At 68.8% G+C, this 20,847-nt stretch carries 21 protein-coding genes; 11 read left to right on the top strand and 10 right to left on the bottom strand.

Annotation, left to right across the window (positions count from 1 at the left end; translation table 11 throughout):
- Positions 1-150 precede the first annotated feature (150 nt).
- Complete coding sequence (locus tag ABZ382_RS13110) at positions 151-1,785, bottom strand: GMC family oxidoreductase N-terminal domain-containing protein (protein WP_357087765.1); 1,635 nt, start codon at positions 1,783-1,785, stop codon at positions 151-153.
- Between the two features lie 205 nt (positions 1,786-1,990).
- Between ABZ382_RS13110 and ABZ382_RS13105 the strand changes: the two genes are divergently transcribed.
- Both ABZ382_RS13105 and ABZ382_RS13100 read left to right on the top strand, forming a co-directional pair.
- Positions 1,991-3,223: a cytochrome P450 gene (locus ABZ382_RS13105; RefSeq protein ID WP_357087762.1), complete on the top strand. Its 1,233-nt coding sequence runs from the start codon at positions 1,991-1,993 to the stop codon at positions 3,221-3,223.
- 63 nt (positions 3,224-3,286) lie between these two features.
- Positions 3,287-3,751: a glutathione peroxidase gene (locus ABZ382_RS13100; RefSeq protein ID WP_357088735.1), complete on the top strand. Its 465-nt coding sequence runs from the start codon at positions 3,287-3,289 to the stop codon at positions 3,749-3,751.
- Positions 3,752-3,774: 23 nt separating this feature from the next.
- Here ABZ382_RS13100 and ABZ382_RS13095 read toward each other — a convergent pair whose 3' ends face one another.
- Positions 3,775-5,139 carry a cytochrome P450 gene (locus ABZ382_RS13095; RefSeq protein WP_357087759.1) on the bottom strand — a complete coding sequence of 455 codons (1,365 nt, stop codon included), beginning with the start codon at positions 5,137-5,139 and terminating at the stop codon, positions 3,775-3,777.
- Positions 5,140-5,238: 99 nt separating this feature from the next.
- Positions 5,239-5,802 (bottom strand): helix-turn-helix domain-containing protein, encoded by a 564-nt coding sequence (locus tag ABZ382_RS13090; protein WP_357088732.1) that lies wholly within the window; start codon positions 5,800-5,802, stop codon positions 5,239-5,241.
- A 119-nt stretch (positions 5,803-5,921) separates the two neighbouring features.
- Here ABZ382_RS13090 and ABZ382_RS13085 point away from each other — a divergent pair, with 119 nt between their 5' ends.
- On the top strand, positions 5,922-6,326 hold the full coding sequence (locus tag ABZ382_RS13085; protein WP_357087756.1) for a hypothetical protein: 405 nt from the start codon (positions 5,922-5,924) through the stop codon (positions 6,324-6,326).
- Here the strand turns inward: ABZ382_RS13085 and ABZ382_RS13080 are convergent.
- The 7 genes from ABZ382_RS13080 to ABZ382_RS13050 form a co-directional block, all read right to left on the bottom strand.
- A complete protein-coding gene (locus tag ABZ382_RS13080; RefSeq protein ID WP_357087754.1) occupies positions 6,323-7,351 on the bottom strand; it encodes a hypothetical protein in 1,029 nt (342 codons plus the stop codon). The genes ABZ382_RS13085 and ABZ382_RS13080 overlap by 4 nt on opposite strands.
- 67 nt (positions 7,352-7,418) lie before the next feature.
- Entirely contained in the window at positions 7,419-8,285 is an 867-nt protein-coding gene (locus ABZ382_RS13075; RefSeq protein ID WP_357087751.1) for an LLM class F420-dependent oxidoreductase, read from the bottom strand.
- A gap of 15 nt (positions 8,286-8,300) precedes the next feature.
- Complete coding sequence (locus tag ABZ382_RS13070) at positions 8,301-9,773, bottom strand: FAD-dependent oxidoreductase (protein ID WP_357087748.1); 1,473 nt, start codon at positions 9,771-9,773, stop codon at positions 8,301-8,303.
- Between the two features lie 30 nt (positions 9,774-9,803).
- The gene (locus tag ABZ382_RS13065) at positions 9,804-10,178 is read right to left on the bottom strand and encodes a carboxymuconolactone decarboxylase family protein (protein ID WP_357087745.1); all 375 of its coding nucleotides are present in this window, start codon (positions 10,176-10,178) and stop codon (positions 9,804-9,806) included.
- On the bottom strand, positions 10,175-11,053 hold the full coding sequence (locus ABZ382_RS13060) for an NAD(P)-dependent oxidoreductase (protein WP_357087742.1): 879 nt from the start codon (positions 11,051-11,053) through the stop codon (positions 10,175-10,177). The genes ABZ382_RS13065 and ABZ382_RS13060 overlap by 4 nt, the downstream gene beginning before the upstream one ends.
- The gene (locus ABZ382_RS13055; RefSeq protein WP_357087740.1) at positions 11,050-11,802 is read right to left on the bottom strand and encodes an SDR family oxidoreductase; all 753 of its coding nucleotides are present in this window, start codon (positions 11,800-11,802) and stop codon (positions 11,050-11,052) included. Before ABZ382_RS13055 ends, ABZ382_RS13060 begins: the two co-directional genes overlap by 4 nt.
- An 11-nt stretch (positions 11,803-11,813) precedes the next feature.
- On the bottom strand, positions 11,814-13,286 hold the full coding sequence (locus ABZ382_RS13050; protein WP_357087737.1) for an aldehyde dehydrogenase: 1,473 nt from the start codon (positions 13,284-13,286) through the stop codon (positions 11,814-11,816).
- 232 nt (positions 13,287-13,518) lie between these two features.
- On the opposite strand from ABZ382_RS13050, the gene ABZ382_RS13045 reads away from it, so the two are divergent.
- From ABZ382_RS13045 to ABZ382_RS13010, 8 genes are all read left to right on the top strand, one after another.
- A complete protein-coding gene (locus ABZ382_RS13045; RefSeq protein ID WP_357087734.1) occupies positions 13,519-14,724 on the top strand; it encodes a cytochrome P450 in 1,206 nt (401 codons plus the stop codon).
- A complete protein-coding gene (locus ABZ382_RS13040) occupies positions 14,725-15,519 on the top strand; it encodes an SDR family oxidoreductase (RefSeq protein ID WP_357087731.1) in 795 nt (264 codons plus the stop codon).
- A gap of 2 nt (positions 15,520-15,521) precedes the next feature.
- Positions 15,522-15,725, top strand: coding sequence for a ferredoxin (locus ABZ382_RS13035; RefSeq protein WP_357087729.1), 204 nt, complete (start codon positions 15,522-15,524; stop codon positions 15,723-15,725).
- Positions 15,722-16,285: a nuclear transport factor 2 family protein gene (locus tag ABZ382_RS13030; RefSeq protein ID WP_357087726.1), complete on the top strand. Its 564-nt coding sequence runs from the start codon at positions 15,722-15,724 to the stop codon at positions 16,283-16,285. Before ABZ382_RS13035 ends, ABZ382_RS13030 begins: the two co-directional genes overlap by 4 nt.
- The gene (locus ABZ382_RS13025; protein ID WP_357087723.1) at positions 16,279-17,535 is read left to right on the top strand and encodes a hypothetical protein; all 1,257 of its coding nucleotides are present in this window, start codon (positions 16,279-16,281) and stop codon (positions 17,533-17,535) included. Before ABZ382_RS13030 ends, ABZ382_RS13025 begins: the two co-directional genes overlap by 7 nt.
- Positions 17,536-17,560: 25 nt before the next feature.
- Entirely contained in the window at positions 17,561-19,171 is a 1,611-nt protein-coding gene (locus ABZ382_RS13020; protein ID WP_357087720.1) for an acyl-CoA synthetase, read from the top strand.
- Positions 19,172-19,237: 66 nt separating this feature from the next.
- On the top strand, positions 19,238-19,951 hold the full coding sequence (locus ABZ382_RS13015; RefSeq protein WP_357087718.1) for an acetoacetate decarboxylase family protein: 714 nt from the start codon (positions 19,238-19,240) through the stop codon (positions 19,949-19,951).
- The gene (locus ABZ382_RS13010) at positions 19,948-20,718 is read left to right on the top strand and encodes an SDR family oxidoreductase (RefSeq protein WP_357087715.1); all 771 of its coding nucleotides are present in this window, start codon (positions 19,948-19,950) and stop codon (positions 20,716-20,718) included. Before ABZ382_RS13015 ends, ABZ382_RS13010 begins: the two co-directional genes overlap by 4 nt.
- The last annotated feature ends 129 nt before the right edge of the window (positions 20,719-20,847 follow it).

Below are 20,847 nucleotides of genomic sequence, written 5' to 3'. Positions count from 1 at the left end.
GACACCGCTGACTCCTCGGGAGAAAGGACAACAGCCCCGGGCCGAGAGGTAGGAGGCCCGGGGCTGTTGCAGGTCAGCGATGGTCGTGGCCGCTGACCCGCGCGCCGGAGCTACCAGGGAAGTAGCAGTCTCCGGAGCGGCTCGGTGGGATTACTGTCCGCCGTTGATGAACTCGGCGGCCTTCTCGCCGATCATGTAGCTCGGCGCGTTGGTGTTGCCGCCGGTGATGCTGGGCATGATCGAGGCGTCGGCGACGCGCAGGCCCTCGATGCCGTGCACCTTCAGGGTCGGGTCGACGACCGCGCGCTCGTCCACGCCCATGCGGCAGGTGCCGACCGGGTGGTAGATGGAGTGCACACGGTTGGGCAGCTCGCGGCGCAGCGCGGTCTCGTCGGCCCACTGCTTGCCGGGGAAGAAGTTCTCGGTCCAGTCGCCCGCGATGCTCTTGTGCGACATGATCTCCTGGATCATCCTGATGCCCTCGACCAGGAACTCGGTGTCCCACGGGTCGGTCAGGTAGCCCGGGTCGATCAGCGGCGAGGCGAACGGGTCCGCCGAGGCCAGCTTCATCTCGCCACGGCTCTTCGGGTAGATGAGCGACGGCATGATGGTGAAGGCCGGGCGGCGGTCCACCAGGTGCAGCTTGTCGGCGTCCTGGTTGGGCGTCGGGTAGCTCCACGGCAGGGTGTGGATCTGCATGTCCGGGTGGTCGCCCTCGGCGAACTTGGTCTTGACGAAGCCGGCGGCCTCGAAGACCGTGCGGCCCATGAAGGAGCTGCCCGGGTTGCGCATCTCCTTGAGGATGCCGCGCGCGAAGTAGGTCGGGATGCCGCGGTGGATGGCCTTCTTGGACACGAAGGTCATGGGCACGAACAGGTGGTCGTGCAGGTTCTGGCCGACCGGCAGGTCCGCCACGACCTCGATGCCGTGCTCGCGCAGCTGCGCGGCCGGGCCGATGCCCGAGAGCATGAGCAGCTGCGGGGAGCCGATCACACCACCGGAGACGATGACCTCCTTGGCGGCCTTCACGATCCGGCGGGTGCCGTTCTTCTCGGCGATCTCGACGCCGGTGGCACGGCCGTTCTCGATGACCACGCGGGTGGCGTGCACGTGCGTGAGCACGGTCATGTGCGAGTTCGGCATGTTCGTGATGAAGCCGCGCGAGGAGCTGTAGCGGACGCCGTCCTTGACGGACTGCTGGAAGATCGACAGACCTTCCTGCGACTCGCCGTTGTAGTCCTTGATGATCGGCGCGCCGAGGGTCTGGGAGGCGGCGGTCATGAACTCTTCGGCCATCGGGGTGATCTCGCGCGGGCGGGTCACCTCGATCGGGCCGCCGGTGGCGCGGTAGTCGTCCGCGCCGTCGACCCAGTTCTCCAGGCGCTTGTAGGCGGGCAGGACCTCGTCGTAGGACCAGCCCTTGTTGCCCTCGGCGGCCCAGGAGTCGAAGTTGGCCTTGTTGCCGCGAACGTAGAGCATGCCGTTGACCGAGGACGAGCCGCCGAGCACCTTGCCGCGGGTCATCGGGATCTTGCGGTCGTTGGCGTGCTTCTGCGGAACCGAGTACTGCTTCCAGGTCACCAGCTTCTTCAGCTGCGGGACCGTGTGGACCATCGAGATCATGCCGGGGCGGGTGACCAGCTGGGTGTTGTCCTTGCGCCCGGCCTCCAACAGGATCACGCTCGCGCCGGCCTGCGCGAGACGCCCGGCCAGCACCGCGCCGGCGCTACCCGCGCCAACGACGACGTAATCGGCTTCGGACGTGGAGCCCGGGGAAGGGGTCATATCAGTTACCTCATCTTCGAGTGTGCCTGGCATCACTGTAGAACAGGTTCTAGTCTGCCGACACCCCGGATGGGCTGTCCAGTCTCGAGATCGACTTCGGTTTGGAGGCTGGAAACGCTGCCTTCTGGCCGGTCGGCATGGTTGAATTCCTGTGAAACACGTTCCAATTTCGTGATCTTAGCGGCACCTTGCCCGAGGAGGAACAGTGTCTGTTCCGTCACTGCCCGTCGGCTTCGACTTCACCGATCCCGCGCTCTGGGCCGACCGTAGTCCGGTCGAGGAATTCGCTCTGCTGCGGCGCACCGCACCCGTCTGGTGGAACGCGCAGACGCCCGCGCAGGCCGCGCCCATGGACGACGACGGGTACTGGGTGATCACCCGCCACGAGGACGTCAAGGAGATCTCCCGGCGGCCCGAACTCTGGTCCTCCAACCTCAAGGGCTCGATCATCCGGATGCCCGCCGACTCCGAGCCCGAACAGCTCGAACTCGGCCGCGAAGCACTGCTGGTGAACATGGATCCGCCGAAACACACCAAGATTCGGCGCATCGTGTCCAAGGGCTTCACCCCGCGTGCCGTGGAGGGCTTGCGGGCCGCGCTCACCGAACGCGCGGAAAAGATCGTGCGGGAGGCGAAATCGGCCGGCGGCGGCGATTTCATCGAGCAGGTGGCGTGTGAACTCCCGCTGCAGGCCATCGCCGAACTGCTCGGGGTGCCGCAGGACGATCGATACAAGCTGTTCCACTGGTCCAACCAGCTGATGAACTACGACGATCCGGAATTCGCCGGCCAGAACATGGCCGCCAATGCCGAATTGCTCGGCTACGCCTACAACATGGCCGAACAGCGCCGGGCCTGTCCGGTCGGCGATATCGTCAGCCAGCTGGTGACCGCCGATGTCGACGGCGAGGCGCTGGGCTCCGACGAATTCGGATTCTTCGTCATCCTGCTGTCGGTGGCCGGCAACGAGACCACCCGCAATGCCATCGCGCACGGCATGAAGGCCTTCGTCGACAACCCCGATCAGTGGGAGCTCTACCGCGAGCGCCGCCCGCACACCGCGCCCGACGAGATCGTGCGCTGGGCGACGCCGGTGACCGCGTTCCAGCGGACCGCCACCCAGGACACCGAACTCGGCGGGCAGAAGATCCGCGAAGGCCAGCGCGTCGGATTGTTCTACAGTTCCGCCAACTTCGACGAGGAGGTCTTCGACCGCCCCTTCGAATTCGATGTGCTGCGCGATCCCAATCCGCACGTCGGGTTCGGCGGCACCGGCACCCATTTCTGCGTCGGCGCGAATCTGGCGCGGCTGGAGATCGACCTGATGTTCAATGCCATCGCCGACGCCATGCCGGAAATCCGCGAGGTAGCACCGCCGCAGCGGCTGCGTTCGGGCTGGATCAATGGCATCAAGCATTGGCAGGTTCGCTACTCCTGAACCGGTGACCCCGTCGAACCCGTTCTAGAATTCGGCCTTGTGACCAATCTTCGCGAGATTCCGCTGCGCACCCTGACCGACAAGCCCACCTCGCTGGCCGAGCTGGCCGACGACCAGATCGTGCTGCTGGTCAATGTCGCCTCCAAGTGCGGGCTCACCCCGCAGTACTCGGGCCTGGTCGAACTCCAGCAGACCTACGGGTCGCGCGGGTTCACCGTGGTCGGCGTGCCGTGCAACCAGTTCATGGGCCAGGAGCCGGGCACCGCCGAGGAGATCGCCGAGTTCTGCTCGGCGACCTACGGCGTGGACTTCCCGCTGCTGGAGAAGAGCGACGTGAACGGCGACGGCCGCATCCCGCTGTACCAGGAGCTGACCCAGGTCGCCGACGCCGAGGGCGTGGCCGGTGACATCCAGTGGAACTTCGAGAAGTTCCTGATCGGCCGGGACGGCTCGGTGCTGGGCCGTTTCCGCCCGCGCACCGAGCCCAAGGACGCGGCGATCGTCGCCGCGATCGAGGCCGCGCTCTGATCCGCTCCGCGGCAGAGCTCTGATCAGTCCTGGGACGGCCGGGTGCGGCGGCGGTAGCGGACCGCGCACGGCTGTTCCAGCTGGACCACCATCTTGGAGTGGTCGTTGCGGTAGCTGTCGGACGGCTGCGCCAGTTCGAACTCCCAGTCCCGCAACAGGATCGAGAAGATCGCCTTCAGCTGCATGAGCGCGAACGCCGCGCCCACACAGCGGTGCCGGCCCGCGCCGAACGGAATCCAGTTCCAGCGGTTGGCCAGATCCTCCTGATTCGGGTCCAGGTAGCGGCCCGGATCGAAGTGCTCCGGGTCCGGGAACGCCTCCGGAATCCGGTTGGAGACAGCGGGACTCGCCGCCACCAGGTCGCCGGGATCGATGCGGTGGCCGCACACCTCGAACTCCTCGCGCGCCACCCGCATCAGGATGATGAGCGGCGGGTGCAGCCGCAGCGCCTCCTTCAGCACCGCCTCCAGATTCGGAATCTGGCGCAGCGCATGGAAACTCACGTCCGCGCCATCGGCGTAGAGGGTGTCCAGTTCGGCGACCACCTGGCCGAGCACCTCCGGATGCCGGAGCAGTTCGATGATGGTCCAGGCGGCCGTGCCCGAGGTGGTGTGGTGCCCGGCGAACATCATGGAGATGAAGATGCCGGTGACCTCGCTGGCAGAGAAGCGGGGCTGCCCGTTTTCGTCGCGCACCGATACCAGCACGTCGAGCATGTCCCGATCGTCCTTGCCGGTCGGCGGATTCGCCATCCGCCCGGCCATGATGTGGCGCACCAGCTTCACGAGCTGGTGGCGGGCGTCGTCGCGGCGGCGGAAGCTCTCGATATCGGCGTACGGGTCGACGTAGCAGTAGGCGTCGGTGCCGCGCTCGAGCTCGTGGTAGAGGTGCGCGAAGCGGTCGTCGAGCTCCTCGCGGAACTTGGTCCCGATCAGGCAGGCCGAGGACGTGTAGATGGTGAGTTCGGCGAAGAATTCGAGCAGGTCGATCTCGCCCTCGTCGCCCCAGCGGGCCAGCATGCGCTCCACCTCGCGGGCGATGGTGGTGGCGTGGCCGCGCATCTGCTCGGCGCGCAGGGCGGTGTTGTGCAGCATTTCCTTGCGCCGCTCGGGCGGGGCGTCGAAGACCACGCCCTCGCCGAAGATCGGCTTCATGAACGGATACGCCGCGGCTTGGTCGAGTTCATCGTCGCCGGCGCGGAAGAAGAACTCGTTGGCCTGCGCGCCGGTCAGCAGGATGACATCGCGATCCGCCAATCGGAACGAGCCGATATCACCGCATTCCTGCCGAACCCGAGCCATGAGGGCGATGGGATCGGTGCGGAATTCCTCCAAGTGGCCGTGCTCGTGCTCGCCACCGGATACCGCGCGCGGTTTGACCAGGGTCATCTGTGACCTCCCGGGTAGACACCTGTCCAGACGGTACTACGGAAGAGATTGCACGGCAAGGGATCCCGCGGATTCCCGCACGAAATCGGAATGGTTATTTCAGGGCCGCAGGATGCGCAGCGCGGATTTCTCCATGCGCTCGGCAATTTCGGCGTAGGACGCGTAACCCATGCCCGCGCGTACCAGCGCGCCCGCGTAGATCATTTCGAGCGTCTCGATGAGTTCGGGATCGGAGTCGGAGCCCAGCGCGTCGATCAACCGCCGCCGGATCTCACCGCCGATCCGCAGCCGCAGATGCGCCACATCCGGATCGACGCCCAGCAGCGCGGCCGTCACCGCGCCCGCGAGCGTGGGCTCGTCGGCCATCAGCATGGCGATCTGGCGCAGCACCGCCAACACCCGGGTGGTGGAGTCGATGCCCTCCCCGGCGGGTGCGTCCGTGGCGGCGAGTCGCCGCCAGAACATCTCCGCGACCAGGTGTTCCTTCGACGAGAAATACGTGTACGCGGTGGCTGTGCCGACCCCGGCCTGAGCCGCGACCATGCGCACGGTGAGCCCCGCGAACCCCTCCCGGGACAGGACGTCCATGGCCGCCCGGGTGAGCTTGTCCACGGTGTCGGCCTGCTTCTCGGTGAGCCGCCGGCGGGTGGCCTCCATGCTCACCGCTGAGCGGTCGGAAAGGGGATCAGACACGTGTCCGGATGCTACTATGACTCGGCCCGCCGAGCAACTCGCGGTATGCGTGATCGGTATGAATGAGACCGCACCGGAAAGGCTTTCGAATGCTCCCCGCCGCGCTCTCCGCCACCCCGCGTGAATTGCCCGCACTCATCGAGCAAATAGCCGCCACGCTGCCCCCGGACGAAGCCCGGGCATTGTCCGAGGCCGCCCGCACCTATGCGAGCAAGGGCGCGATCCTGGAGATCACCACGGCGCCCGCCGCCGCCGACGCCTACGCCGCCGCGGTCCGGGAATGGCGCACCCCGCTGCGCCTGCTGCTGATCACCGACTCCGTCACCGCCGACCGCGCCTACGACGACTGGTCCCACTGGGTGGCGGGCGGCGGCCTGCTGGCACTGCGCGCCGCGGACGAGCTCTACCGCCGTGTCGAGGCCACCGGCAAGTTCCGCACCCTCGCCGCCGCCGGAACTCTGCGCGTCCTGCAGCGCATCGCCGCCTGCAACTAGCGGCTCGCCGCCACTTCGGCATTCAGCGCGCGAATGTAGGCGATCGCGAAGTCGGGGAACAATTCCCGCGGGTACGCCCCGCCGTCCAGGCCCCGCAGTTCGATCACGCCGTCCTCGATGCGCACCTCGTTGATCCATTCGTACCGGATGCGGGTGCGGCGGCTGCCCAGGTGAATATCGGCCGCGTCGGGCCCGAAGCGCGCCGCGAAGCCCGTGCCCGGCGGGAATTGGTGCGCCATTTCCCTTTCCCGCCGATTCCGGTCCGCGGTGTAGGTCAGGGAGAACACGACGGCCAGCAGCAGGATGCCCGCGGTCGCGAGCGTAACCGGTCCCGACCCGCGGAGCAGATACAGCGTGATCAGGTAGATCGACGAGAGCAGGGCGAAGATGATCGCCCGCCGCACCCGGAATCGGTGCGCCGGAACCCGAACCAGCCGGCTCGTGGCGCCCGGTTGCACGACGTACACGGCCGACGGATCGGCCAGCGGCGGAATCGGACTCGGCGGTTCGGTCGCCGGGGTGTCCGCCGTCATCAGTTCGAGTGCGCTGTCGGGGAACAGTTCTCGTGGATAGGTGTGGTACTGCGGACCCTCGCCGAAGGCGATCGCCGCGGGCGTCACCTCCAGGTCGCGGATGCTGTCGTAGCGGATCCGGCGGTGGGTGTCCGCGCCCACCTGGATGTCGAACGCGGCCGGGCCGAACCGGGTCGCCATCACCGTGCCCGGCGCGGCCATGGCCGAGAACAGGGCCGCTGTCCGGGTGGGATCGGAATTCCAGCGCCGCCGGTACATCCCGACCAGCGCCGCGCAGATCGCCAGCCCGATCAGCAGGCCGCCGAGCGACCACAGCGAGTACAGCACGATCGCCGTGATCACCCAGCGCAGCGCATTGCGTCGTCGTCGCCGGGAATGCCCTCGCACCCAGGCCAGCGCCGACTCGGCCAGCGCCCGCGCGGTGTCCTCGTGCGTGATGAACACCGCGGTCGGGTCGGGCAGGCCGGGCATCGGCGGCAGGGGTTCGAACACGGCTCGAGCGTACGATTCCTGCCGCCGTAGCGAATCCGCAGGTGAATCGGCCATGGCGGCCGATCCGTCAGGCGGACGGGGCGTCGAGACCCAGCGGGGCGAGCTTGGCGGCCAGCCGGTCCAGGTAGGCGAGGACCTCGTCCTCGGACTTGTCGGGCAGACCGTAGACGGCGTCGGTGACCCCGGCCTCGGCCCAGGCCGAGAGCTGTTCGGCGTTCGGCTTGCCGGCCAGCGCCACCACCCGCGGGGCGCCCTCGCGGCCGGCCTCCTGCCAGTGCTTCAGCAGCAGGGCGGTGGAGGCGGAGATGTCGGACTCGTAGGGCGTGGTGATCCAGCCGTCGCCGGAGCGGGCGATCCACTTGAAGGTCTTCTCGGTGCCGCCCGCGCCGATCAGCAGCGGAATGTGCGACTGGACCGGCTTGGGCCAGGCCCAGCTGGGGCCGAAGGAGATGAAATCGCCGCTGTAGGAGGCCTCTTCCTCGGTCCAGAGCGTCCGCATCGCCTCCATGTACTCGCGCAGCACGGTGCGGCGCTTGTTGCCGGGGACGCCGTGATCGGTGAGTTCGTCGGTGTTCCAGCCGAATCCGGCGCCGATGGTGACCCGGCCGCCGGAGAGGTGGTCCAGGGTGGCGATGGTCTTGGCGAGGGTGATCGGGTCGCTCTCGGTGGGCAAAGCCACCGCGGTGGACAACTCGATGCGGGAGGTAACGGCCGCCGCGGTGCCCAGCGCGACCCACGGGTCGAGGGTGCGGGTGTAGCGGTCGTCGGGCAGTTCGCTGGTGCCCGTGTGCGGGTGGGCGGCGTCGCGCCGGATCGGGATGTGGGTGTGCTCGGGCACGTAGAACGAATCGAAGCCGCGGTCCTCGGCGGCCTTGGCGGCGGCCGCGGGCGTGATGCCGCGGTCGCTGGTGAAGAGAACGATGCCGAAACGCATGGGGGAGAGGTCCTTTCAGAGCTGCTTCGCAGCGGAGACGCCGGCGCGGCGGCCGAAGAAACTGCCGTCGCCGAGGGAACAACCGGAGGCGTATCCGCCGGCGCAGATGCCGGAGGTGACGCGACCCGCGGCGTACAGGCCGGGGATCGGTTCGCCGGAGACGTGCAGGACCCGCGAGTCCAGATCGGTGCGCAGGCCGCCGAGGGTGAAACCGCCGGTGTAGCCGCGCAGGTCGTAGGCGCCCAGCGGCGTCCGGATGGGCTTGACCCATTCGGTCTTCTTGTTCAGGAACGGGTCGTTGCCCTGCGCCGCGTGGTGGTTGTAGAGGTCGATGGTCGACTGGAGGGTGTGCTCCGGCAGCCCCATCTCGCCTTCCAGCTCCGCCACGGTCTCCGCGACCCAGGTCGGCGCGATGCGCAGGAACGACATGGACGACTTGGTCTCCATGGCCTCCTCCAGCGCGAGCTCGTCGATCACCAGGTACGCCTTGTTGTCCTGATCCTGCAGCACGGCCTGACCCATGCGCCCGGGGTAGGTGTCCTCGGTGATGAACCGCTGCCCGTGCCCGTTCACCAGGATGCCGCGCGCCACCAGCTGCGGGTCCACCACCAGGGCCACCTCGGTGGCGTCCATGTGGGCGAGGTCCGCGCCGAGCGCCTGCGCGACCCGGATGCCGATGCCGTCGTGCTCCTCGACCGTGGCGGCCGGGCGACCGGCGATCTTGGGCGCGAACTGTTCCACCATCTCGTGGTTGTAGGCGAAGCTGCCGGTGGCCAGCACCACGCCGCGCTCGGCGCGCACGTGCACCGGCTTGCCGTAGCGGGTGGCGGCCACGCCGACCACGCGGCCGGTCTCGTCCACGATGAGCCGCCGCATGCGCACGTCGTATTCGTGCCGCACGCCGAGCTCGTCGGCCTGCTGGGCGAGCGGCTCCATCAGCATGTAGCCGCCGCCCTTCTCACCCAGCTTCTTGTCCTTGGTCCAGGCCAGGTGACCGCGCGGGGCGGGCGGGATCTTGTCCTTGAAGGGGGCGGCGTTCTCGCCGCCGGAGAACATCAGGCCCTCGTCGGCGGGCGGTTCGTAGCCGGGTTCGCCCCAGAACACCTCGTTGAACGGGACACCCTGCGCGACAAGCCAATCGAAGTGCTCGACGCTGCCCTGGCAGTAGTCGTGGATCTTGGCCTTGTCGACGCCGGGGCCCAGGGCCGCGGTGAGGAACGCCTCCATGTTCTCGGCGGTGTCCTCGAAGCCCAGCTTCCGCTGGAGCGCCGTGCCGCCGCCGAGATAGATGAAGCCGCCGGACATGGCGGCCGCTCCGCCCCAGCCGCCGGTGCGTTCCAGCACCAGCACGTCGGCCCCGGAGCGGGCGGCCTCCAGGGAGGCGCACACCCCCGCGATGCCGAAGCCGACGACCACGACGTCGGCCTGGTGGTCCCAGGTCTCGACCTCGCTGGCCAGGAGTGGCCGGACGCTAGCGATTTCCGCCATGTTCTCTGAATTCCTCACTGCGGGTAGGGATTACTTCTTCTTGTCCTTGGCGAGCGTCTTGCGAACGGCGCCGTCGAGTTTGGTGGCGCTGGGCCAGCCCACGTAGTGGGCCAGGAACACCGTGATCTCGCGCAGCTGCTCGGCGTCGAGCTCGCCGTTGCGCAGGGCCGCGCCCACCTGGATGTCGAGAATGTCCGAATGCCCGAGCGCGGTGATCGCGCCGAGCAACAGCAGGCGCCGGTCGCGCATGGACAGGCCGGGCCGGTTCCAGATGTCGGCGAACAGGTGATCCGCGGTGACCTCGAAGAACGGGTCGCCGGTGAAGTTCGGCAGCTCGAAGCCGTACACCTCCGACATCTTCTTCAGGCCGCGCTGCCGCTGCTCCGAGGGCTGCTCGTCACTCATGACTGCTCCTTAGCGATCGATCCGGGCCCTACGCCGAGCCCGTCACCCAGGTTGTGCAATGCCTTGCGCGCCAGCGGTAGGTCGAGATCCAACCGGCCCGCCAGATCCAGCGCCAAGGACAGATCCTTCTCACCGAGATCACGCACGTGGCCGAGGATGGGGAACCAGAAGTCGTCCGCCTCGACCGGCGCGGTGGTCTTGCGCAGCATGATCGCGCCCGGCCCGCCGGTGTGCGAGTCGGAATGCCGGACGACCTTGCCGAGGGCGGTGATGTCGAGCCCGGCGGCCTCGGCCAGCCGCTGCGACTCCGCCGCCGCGGTGAAGGCGACGAAGTGGAGCAGGTTGCGCGCCAGCTTCATTCGCGTGCCCGCGCCGACCTCGCCGGCGTGGATGACCAGCGATCCGAACCGCCCGAACGGCTCGCGCACCGCCTCGAAGGCGGCGGGACTGCCGCCCACCATGACCGCGAGCGCGCCCTGCTGCGCGGCGGGCGCTCCGCCGCTGATCGGCGCGTCCACGAATTCGACACCGTGCGAGGCGCATTCGGCACCGAGTTCCACGGCGGTCCGGTCGGAGATGGTGGAGTGCACCGCGATCACGGTGCCGGGCTTCGCGGTCTGGAGCAGACCGTCCGGGCCGGTCACCACGGTGCGCACCTGCGCGTCGTCGAGGACGACGACCGAGATGACCCGGCACCGTTCGGCCACCTCCGCGGCGGTCGCGGCGGCGGTCGCCCCCGCATCGGTGAAGGGTTGCAGCGCGTCGGCCCGCATATCGCAGACCACGAGCCCGCCCGGCCATTCGACCAGGCGTTGCGCCATCGGCGCACCCATATTGCCGAGTCCGATGAACCCGACCGAGATGTCCTCGCTCATGGCCGGAACACCTGCCCGCCATCGACATTCAGCACCTGACCGGTGACCCAGCCCGCGTCGTCGGACAGCAGGTACAGGCAGGCCCCGACCATGTCCTCGGTGGTGCCGAGCCGCTTGAGCGCCATCTGCTTCACCAGCTGATCCACGAACTGCTCGGGCACGATGCTGCGGGTGGCCTCGGTGTCGGTGGGTCCCGGCGCGATGGCGTTCACCCGGATCTTGGAGTGCCCCAGCTCATGTGCCAGCTGCTGGGTGAGGCTGTTGATCCCGGCCTTGGCCAGCCCGTAGAAGCCGGAGTAGGTCCAGGCGGCGGTGGACGACTGGTTCACGATGGACCCGCCGCCCGCCTTGGCGATGTGCTTGTAGACCGCGCGCGTCACGTTCAACGCGCCGTCGAGGTTCACGGCCATGAACTTCTTGTAGTAGTCCCACGGCACGGACACCAGCAGGTCCAGTTTCATGTCGCCGTAGATGGCGGCATTGTTGACCAGGTGGTTGATGCCGCCGAACTCGGCGACGGTGAAATCGGCCAGGGCCTTGGCGGATTCCGGATCGGCGACGTCGACCGGCGCGAAGACCGCGACGCCGCCGTCGGCGGTGATCTCCTTGGCGGTCGCCTCGCCCAGTTCGCTGTTCAGGTCGGCGACGACGACTTTCGCGCCCTCGGCGGCCAGCGCCTTCGCGTAGGCCGCCCCGATGCCGCGCGCGGCGCCGGTGACGATGATCGACCTGTCGGTGAATCGGCTCATGTCGGTACTCCTCAGACGCCGGTCGCGATGAGTTTGGTCTCGGTGTATTCCTCGAATCCGAGGACGCCCATTTCCCGGCCCACGCCGGACTGCTTGTACCCGCCGAAGGGCGCGTCGGCCGAATACCAGATGCCGCCGTTGACGCTGAGCGTCCCGGTGCGCACGCCGTTCACGACCTCGCGCAGCCGCTCGGGATCGCTGCCCCACACCGTGCCGGACAGGCCGTAGGGGGAGTCGTTGGCGATGCGGACGGCATCGGCGTCACCGTCGTGCGGGATGACGGTGAGAACGGGCCCGAAGATCTCCTCCTGGGCCACGGTGGAACTGTTGGGCAGGCCGGTGATCAGCGTCGGCTCGACGAACCAGCCGCGCTCGCGGTCGGGCCGCTTGCCGCCGGTGACGATGGTGCCGCCCTCGGCGCGCGCGATGTCGAGGTAGCGTTCGATCCGCGCTCGCTGCCGTTCGGAAATGACCGGGCCGCACACGGTTCCGGGTTTCGCCGGATCGCCCGGCTTGATACCCCCCATGGTGCGTGCGGCCGCTTCGACGGCCTGATCGTGCAGTTCGCGCGGCACCAGCAGGCGGGTGCTGATCGCACAGCCCTGGCCCGCGTGCACGCACACGCCGAACGCGGCATAGCTCGCGGCGGCCGCGATGTCGGCGTCGTCGAGCACGATGAACGCCGACTTGCCGCCCAGCTCCAGGAACACTTTCTTCAGCGACGCCGCCGCGGCGGTCATCACGGCTCTGCCGGTCCGGGTGGACCCGGTGAACGAGATCATGTCCACCCGCGGATCGGTGACCAGCTGCGTGCCGAGGCCGTGATCGTCGGAGGTGACGATATTGACCACCCCGGCCGGAATGTCGGTCTCCTCGGCGATGATCCGGCCCACGGCGGCCGCGCACCACGGGGTGTCGGGCGCGGGCTTGAGGACCACGGTGTTCCCGGCCGCCAGCGCCGGACCCAGCTTCGCGAAGTTGATCTGGTGCGGGAAGTTCCAGGGTGTGATGGCCCCGACCACGCCGATGGGTTCGCGCCGCAGCCGGCGCGAGCTCTTGATCCCCATGGGCGCGGCGACCCCGAGATCGGTTTCCCACGCGTAGTTCTCGGCCAGATCGGCGAAGTAGCCGAGATCCCCGACCGGTCCCTCCAGCTGCGGTCCGCTGGTGAGCATGCGGGGCGCGCCCGCCTCGGCGATGGTGATCTCGCGCAGTTCCTCGATATGCCCGCGCAGGGCGTCGCGCAGTTGCCGGAGGCAGGCCGCGCGGAAAGCCGGATCGCGGGACCAGTCGGTGGTATCGAAGGCGGTGCGGGCCGCGGCGATGGCCGCGTCCATATCGGCGGAGTCGGCATTGGCGGCGTAGCCGAGGGGTTCCCCGGTGGCCGGGTCGGCGGTGGTGAACACACCGCCGCCGCCGGGCGTCAACTTGCCGCCGATCAGCAGGTGCGAACCGCCGTCGGGGACGAGATCGCTCGGGCTCATAGGTAGCTCCCATGCTGTCCGGACACGTGTACGGACTATAGGTTCGCGGCTCGGAAACGCGCAAGAACAGGTTTCAGTTTCTGCGGTCCGGCCGATTTTCTTCGCGGGATTCCGTTGTGAGGTGATCCCGTCGCTAGTACCGTACAGACACATGTCCAGCTACGTGTCTCCGTTGCTGGAAAACGTTCGTCAGAGCCGATGAACGAGTTATCGAATACGAGGTGGACCCACCATGACCGCAGCCTCGCTGGAGCCGCTGCTGTTCGACCCCTACGACTACCGCATCCACGAGGACCCCTACCCCGTGTACCAGCGGTTGCGCACCGAGGCCCCGGTGTACCACCACCCCGACCTGGACTTCTGGGCGCTGTCGCGGCACGGGGACGTGGCGGCCGGCTTCCGGGACAATGTGCGCCTGTCCAGTGCCAACGGGGTCTCGCTCGATCCCGCCGCCTGGGGGCCGCACGCCTGGCGAACCATGTCCTTCCTGGCCATGGACGACCCCCGGCACCTGCGCCTGCGCAAGCTCGTCTACCAGGGCTTCACACCCCGGCGGGTGACCGAGATGGGCCGGCGGATCCGCGAGATCACGCTGCGCTACCTGGAACCCGCGCTGGCCGGTGGCGATTTCGACTGGATCGACGCGGTCGCGGGCCAGGTCCCGATGGACGTCATCTCCGAACTGCTCGGGGTGCCCGAGGCCGATCGCGCCGAACTCCGGCGGCTGGCCGACCTACTGGTGCATCGTGAGGAGGGCGTGCTGGACGTGCCGGTCGCGGCCATGGAGGCGGCCATGAAACTCGCGGGCTACTACAACGAGATCCTCGCCGAACGGAAGCGCAAACGCGCCGACGACCTCACCTCGGCCCTGCTCGACGCCGAGGCCGACGGGGACCGGCTCACCGAGGAGGAGATCCTCGGCTTCATGTTCCTCATGGTGGTCGCCGGCAACGAGACCACCACCAAACTGCTCGGCAACGCCCTGTACTGGGCGGGCCGCAATCCCGAGCAGTACGCCAAGGCCGCCGCCCACCCCGAACTCGTGGACGACTGGGTCGAGGAGACCCTGCGCTACGACGCCTCCAGCCAGATCCTGGCGCGCACCGCCGCCGAGGACCTCGAGTACTACGGGCAGACCATTCCCGCGGGCTCGAAGGTGCTGCTGCTCATCGGATCCGCCAATCGCGACGACGCCGTCTTCCACGACCCGGACCGCTACGACCTCGAACGCGGCGACAAGGGCGGGCTGATCAGCTTCGGCCGCGGCGTGCACTTCTGCCTCGGCGCGCACCTGGCGCGGCTGGAGGCCTCGATCGTCCTGCGCGAGTTCGCCGCTCGCGTCCGTTCGTACGGCATCGCCGACACCGGTATCCAGCGCGTGCATTCGGTGAATGTGCGCGGCTTCGCCCACTTGCCCGTCTCCGTGGAGGTTCGCTGAATGGCCCGCTTCGCACCGCATCCCGCCCGCCGCCCCGCCATCGTCGCGGGCGCATCCTCCGGAATCGGGGCCGCCACCGCGGAAGCCCTTGCCGCGCTGGGACACCCGGTCGCGCTGGGTGCGCGCCGGGTGGAGATCTGCGAGACCCTCGCCGAGAAGATCCGCGCGGAGGGCGGGGAAGCCTTCGCCGGACGGCTCGACGTCTGCGACACCGCCTCGGTGCACGAATTCGTCACCGCCGCCGAAGCGGCGCTCGGGCCCACCGAGGTCCTGGTCTCCGGCGCGGGCGATCTCGAATTCGGGCAGGGCTGGGAGATGGATCCCGACCTGTTCGAATCCCAGGTGCGGGTGCACCTGGTCGGCGCGCAACGCCTCGCGCACCGGGTGCTGCCCGGCATGATCGAGCGGCAGCGCGGCGACTTCGTGGTCATCGGCTCCGACTGCGCGGTGCGGGCCCGGCCCGGCGCGGGCGCCTACAACGCCGCCAAGACCGGCGTCGAGGCCTTCGCCACCCAGCTGCGCATGGAGTTGGAGGGCACCGGCGTGCGCTCGTCCATCGTGCGGCCGGGCCAGACCCTCACCGGCATGGGCATGCAGGCCACCCCGGAAGTGGTGGGTCCGCTGCTGGAGAACTGGGTGAAATGGGGATTCGCCCGGCACCCGCAGTTCCTGCGGCCCGCCGATCTCGCGGCGGCCGTGTCCGCGGTCGTGTCCACCCCGCGCGGGGCGCACCTGGTGCTGGTGGAGGTCCAGCCGGAAGCGCCACTGCGCGAACCGAATCCGGAAGGACCCTGATCATGCGCCTGGTCGTCGATCTCGACCTCTGCCAGGGCCACGCCGTCTGCCAGGACGAGGCCCCCGACCTCTTCGAGGTGCCCAAACAGGGACAGGTGCGGATCCTGCGCACCGACCCCGGCGCCGACCTGGACGCGGCGCGCGCCGCCGTCCGCTACTGCCCGACCCAGGCCCTGTCGCTCGTAGACGACAGCGCTGTCGAATGAAGGAGACAGCCGTGAGCTGGTCCCGCGACGAACTCGACGAGATGATCCGCCGTTGGGTGGACGAGAACAAGCAGTGTGAGGCGGCCGGGGACTGGAAACCCCTCGAGCACTTCTACACCGACGACGCCACCTACGGCTGGAACTACGGTCCGCAGCAGGAATTCATGGCCGTCGGGCGCGACGAGATCCGCGATATCGCGCTCGGCCAGGAGATGTTCGGGCTCGAGGGCTGGACGTATCCGTACCAGGAATTCGTGGTCGACGAGCGCACCGGCAGCGTGATCGGTTTCTGGAAGCAGGTCAACGATCAGCGGCGGGCCGACGGGCGGCCCTACAGCCCGGAAGGGCTCGGCGGCAGCTGGTTCCGCTACGCCGGGAACTACCAGTGGAGCTGGCAGCGCGACTTCTTCGACTTCGGCAATGTGACCGCGCTGTTCGTGGAGATGATCTCGAACAACGCGCTCTCGTCCGGCATGCGCAAGCGCATGGAACGGTCCATGTCGGGCGAACCGCTGCCCGGCTGGTACCCGGTCGGGACGGGGCCGGTGCCCCTGTGGTGACCAGCAGATACGCATCACTCACCAGATCCGAACTGGCCCTGCTGGTTCCGGAACTGCTGCTGTGCGGGCACCTCATCGACCGGTCCGGAATGGCGCACGTGCTCGGCGCGCTGGGCCGGGAGGGCATGACCGCGGTCGCCATCGACGAATGGCAGCTGGCCAGCCCGGTCTACACCCGGCGCATGCGGCGGGCGCTCGGCATCACGAGTGACGGGGTGGACGCCATCTTCAAGGGCTTCCAGCTGGATATCGGCGCGCCACCGCAGTTCATGGACTTCCGCTACAAGGTGATCGACCACGATCACGGGGAATTCCATCTCGACCACTGCGGCGCGCTCGCCGATGTCGAGCCGATGGGTACCGAATTCGTGGTGGCCATGTGCCATGACATCGAGGACCCCACCTTCGACGCGACCGCGCTCGCCACCAATCCGTACGCCCAGGTGCGGCCGGTGCACCGGCCGCCCCGCGAACCGGCGAATCGAAAGCCGGTGTGCGCGTGGACCGTCACCATCGATCCCGCGCACGAACCGCCGACCCCGCACCAGGACGCGCAGGTGGTGGCCGGGTCGGAGGCCGCCGCCACCGTGCTCGACCCCATCGACCCGGAAGATCCCGGGCAGGCGGACTACGCGGGGCCGCTGCTGAGCGACCTGCGGTTCGAGGACTTCTCGCGTTCGGCGCTGATCCGGATCGCCGACGAGGTGTGCCTGCAACACCACCTGCTCACCCTCGGCTATCGGACCGCGGTCGAGAGCCGCGCGAAACCGGAAGTGGCGCTGGACATCCTGCGCAAGCAGTTCACCGGCATCGCGGGCCTCACCGCCGAACGCATCCGCACCGCGCTCGGGCTCGGCGACGATATGGCGGCGCTGGCCAAGGTGCTGCGCCTGCACCCGGCGCTGAACCCGGCCGCCTATGTCGACGTCGACGTCACCGCCGAGACCACCGGCGGGGAGCAGCTGGTCGAACTGCGCATCGGCCGCGGCTGCGGCGCGATCGACGACGGCGCCTGGCCCGCCCTGCTCGACCCCGACCATCTCCAGCCGCTCGACGCCCTGGTGCGCGGGGTGAACCCGCGCTTCCACGCCCGGGTCCGCGAGGCCGCCGACTGCGGGCTCACCCTCGAAATCGGTTGCGCCGACCTGCCGTTCCGGGAAGCCGACGAAGTCGCCATCACCCGGTTCAGCTCCGGGGCGGCCTTCACCTTCACCGACCGGGGCACACCGCTGCCGCTCACCGTCCTGTAGCCGGAACACACCAGGAGAAACGGCCATGGCGTGCAACTTCGCCGACCTCTACGAACATTCGGCCGACGCGGTGCCGGACCGGACCGCCGTGATCGAGGGGACACGACGGCTCACCTTCGCCCAGCTCGACGCCCGCGCCAACCGGCTCGCCCACCACCTGGCGGCGGCCGGCGCCGGGCCCGGCACCCACATCGGGTTCCACATGCACAACAGCATCGAGAGCCTGGAAACCCTGCTGGGCTGCTACAAGATTCGCGCGGTGCCGGTCAATATCAACTACCGGTACCGGGCCGAGGAACTGCGCTACGTCTACGACAACGCGGACCTGGAGATGGCGGTGCACCACCGCTGCTACGCGCCGCTCATCGAGGAGATCCGGGATCAGCTGCCGAAGCTGCGGCACACCCTGGTCGTGGAGGACGACCAAGGGGGAACGGGACTGCCGAGCCGATCGCTGCCGTACGAGGAGGCGCTCGAATCCGCCTCCGACCTCCGGGATTTCGGGCCGCGCAGCGCCGACGACCACTTCATCATGTACACCGGCGGCACCACCGGCCTGCCCAAGGGCGTCATCTGGCGGCAGGAGGACATGTGGCGGGTGCTCGGCGGCGGCATCGACTTCTACACCGGTGAACCCGTCGCCGACGAGTACCAGCAGTCCCGGATGGCGGCGCAGAACGAGTTCCCCATGACCTGGTTCGTGCTGCCGCCGCTCATCCACGCCGCCGCCATGATGCCCACCTTCACCGCGCTGTGGTCGGGCAACGCGGTGGTGTTCCAGCCGCGCTTCGATCCCGACGAGGTGTGGCGGGTGGTGGCGCGGGAACGGCCGCACGTCCTGGTCGTCACCGGCGACGCCATCGCGCGGCCGCTGGTCGACTCGTATCGGGCCGCGCCCGTGGACGCCTCCTCGCTCGTCTCCATCGGATCCGGGGCGGCGCAGCTGACCCAGCCGGTGAAGAACGCGCTGTTGGAACTGTTCCCGAGCACGCTGGTCACCGAATCCATCGGGTCGTCCGAAACCGGTTTCGGCGGAATCGGATTCGCGCAGAAGGACGACGATCCGGCTCGCGCGCCGCGGGTGAACACCGGCCGGGGCGCGCTGGTGGTCGACGATGACGGGCAGCCGGTCGCGCCCGGCGGGGAGGGCTGGGTGGCCAAGACCGGCAATGTGCCGATCGGGTACTACAAGGATCCGGTGAAGACCGCGAAGCTGTTCCGCACGGTCGACGGGACGCGGATGGTGATCACCGACGACCGGGCGCGGGTCGAGGCCGACGGGTCGGTCACGCTGATCGGGCGCGGCAATATGGTCGTCAACACCGGCGGGGAGAAGGTCTTTCCCGAGGAGGTCGAGGCGACGCTCAAGGCCCATCCGGCGGTGTACGACGCGGTCGTGGTCGGGATGCCGCACGAGCGGTGGGGTCAGCTGGTGGCGGCCGTGGTGTCCCCGGCCGACGGCGCCATCGACTTCGCGGCGCTGGAGGCGCACGTGCGCGAACGCCTCGCCGGATACAAACTGCCGCGCCGGATCTGGGTGACCGAAACGGTTTCCCGGACGCCGAGCGGCAAGCCCGACTACCGGTGGGCCAAAGCATATGTGGCCGACCATGCGCCAGACCATGAAAGAGGGTGACCCGGTGAGTGGGCGAACTGCGCGAAAGCGCCGTCGATCTTCATTGAAACCTGTTCTAATTCGAGCATGGTAGAGGCCCACACCGTGCTCGGCGAGCAGGTCCGCATGCCGGTGCAGATCCGGCAGGCCGACGCGTCCTCGGCGCTGTTCCTCGTCGACGCCCGCGCCGCCGCCGACCTGCTCGCCGGGACCGGACTGGAGCCGATCACCCCGCTGTTCGGAAAGGCCGTGCTCTCACTGGCTTTCGTACGCTACGTCGACGGCGATCTGGGCCCGTACCACGAATTCGCCTTCTCGCTCATGGTCCGACAGCCCGGGCGCAAGGACAGCACCGGCGCCTACATCCACTGGCTGCCGGTCAATCAGAGCTTCACCTGCGAAGCGGGACAGTCGATCTGGGGCTTCCCCAAGCTCATGGCCGACATCGACATCACCCCCGACGGGCGGGGCCACCGCTGCGAGGTCCGGGTCGATGGGCAGTTCGTGCTCGCGCTGCGAATCGCCGACGGCTTCCCCATGCCCGCCGGCGCGGGCGGGGCCTCCATCGACGCCTACACCTCGCGCAACGGCATCCTGCGGCGCACGCCGTGGATCATGAACCCCGGCCAGGTCCGGGGACGGCCGGGCGGCGCCCGGCTGGAACTGGGAGACCATGCGGTCTCCGGACAATTGCGCGCCCTGGGACTGCCCGCGCGCGCCCTCTTCTCCAGCCGGATCGGCGCGCTCCGCATGACCTTCGAGGACGCCGCCACCGTCTTGCAGACCCGGGAGGACCGATGAGCCGCACCGCACTCGTCACCGGCGCGGCCAGCGGCATGGGCCGCATCGTCGCGCAACGGCTCGCCGCCGCGGGCTGGCAGGTGGCCGCCGTCGACCTGAACGCCGAGGGTCTGGCCGTCACCGCCGCGCGCTCACCCAACACCCACACCTACGCGTGCGACGTCTCCGACGCGGCGCAGGTCCGGGCCGTCGTCGACAAGGTGCGCGCCGAACTCGGGACCATCGACCGGCTGGTGCACGCCGCGGGCATGTGCCACGTGCACGCCTCTGTCCTGGACCACGACGTGGCCCAGATCCGGAAGATGATCGACGTCAACTACATCGGCACCGTGAACCTGTGCCAGGCCGTCATCCCCGCCATGAAGGAGGCGCGCGCGGGCACGGTGGTGCTGTTCTCCTCGATCGTGGGCTGGCTGCCCTCGCCCGGCATGGCCGGATACTCCGCCTCCAAGCACGCGGTCATCGGCTTCGCCGACAGCCTCTCCTACGAACTGCGGGACAGCGGCGTGCGACTGCTCGTGCTGTGCCCGCCCATGGTCGAGACCCCCTTCCTGGACGCGGTCCGCGAGGAGAACGCCAGCGTGGTCGGCAATGCGAGCGCCGCGAGCCCGGAATTCGTGGTCGACAGCCTGGAAAAGGCGCTCGCCGAACCGAAGTCGCCGCTGTACGTGTTCCCGGGGCAGGCCCGCCCCGCCTACTACATGCGGCGCTTCCTGCCCGGGGTGGCGCGGGCCATCGTCCGGCGCTCCATCCGTCCCACCGGATAACCCAGAACGTGGATGCCGGCACGTGCTCCGATCGGCATCCGCTCCGGTGCTGGGCGGCCGGGCTCTGCGGCCGCCCAGCACCCGTATCCCGCAACCATCCAGCGATAATTCAGTAGCGCTATCACTCCC

The organism is Nocardia sp. NPDC005825 (genome assembly GCF_040630175.1).
Classification (GTDB): domain Bacteria; phylum Actinomycetota; class Actinomycetes; order Mycobacteriales; family Mycobacteriaceae; genus Nocardia.
The sequence above is the reverse complement of the archived record's forward strand: the minus strand, read 5'-3'. Positions and strand labels throughout refer to the sequence as shown.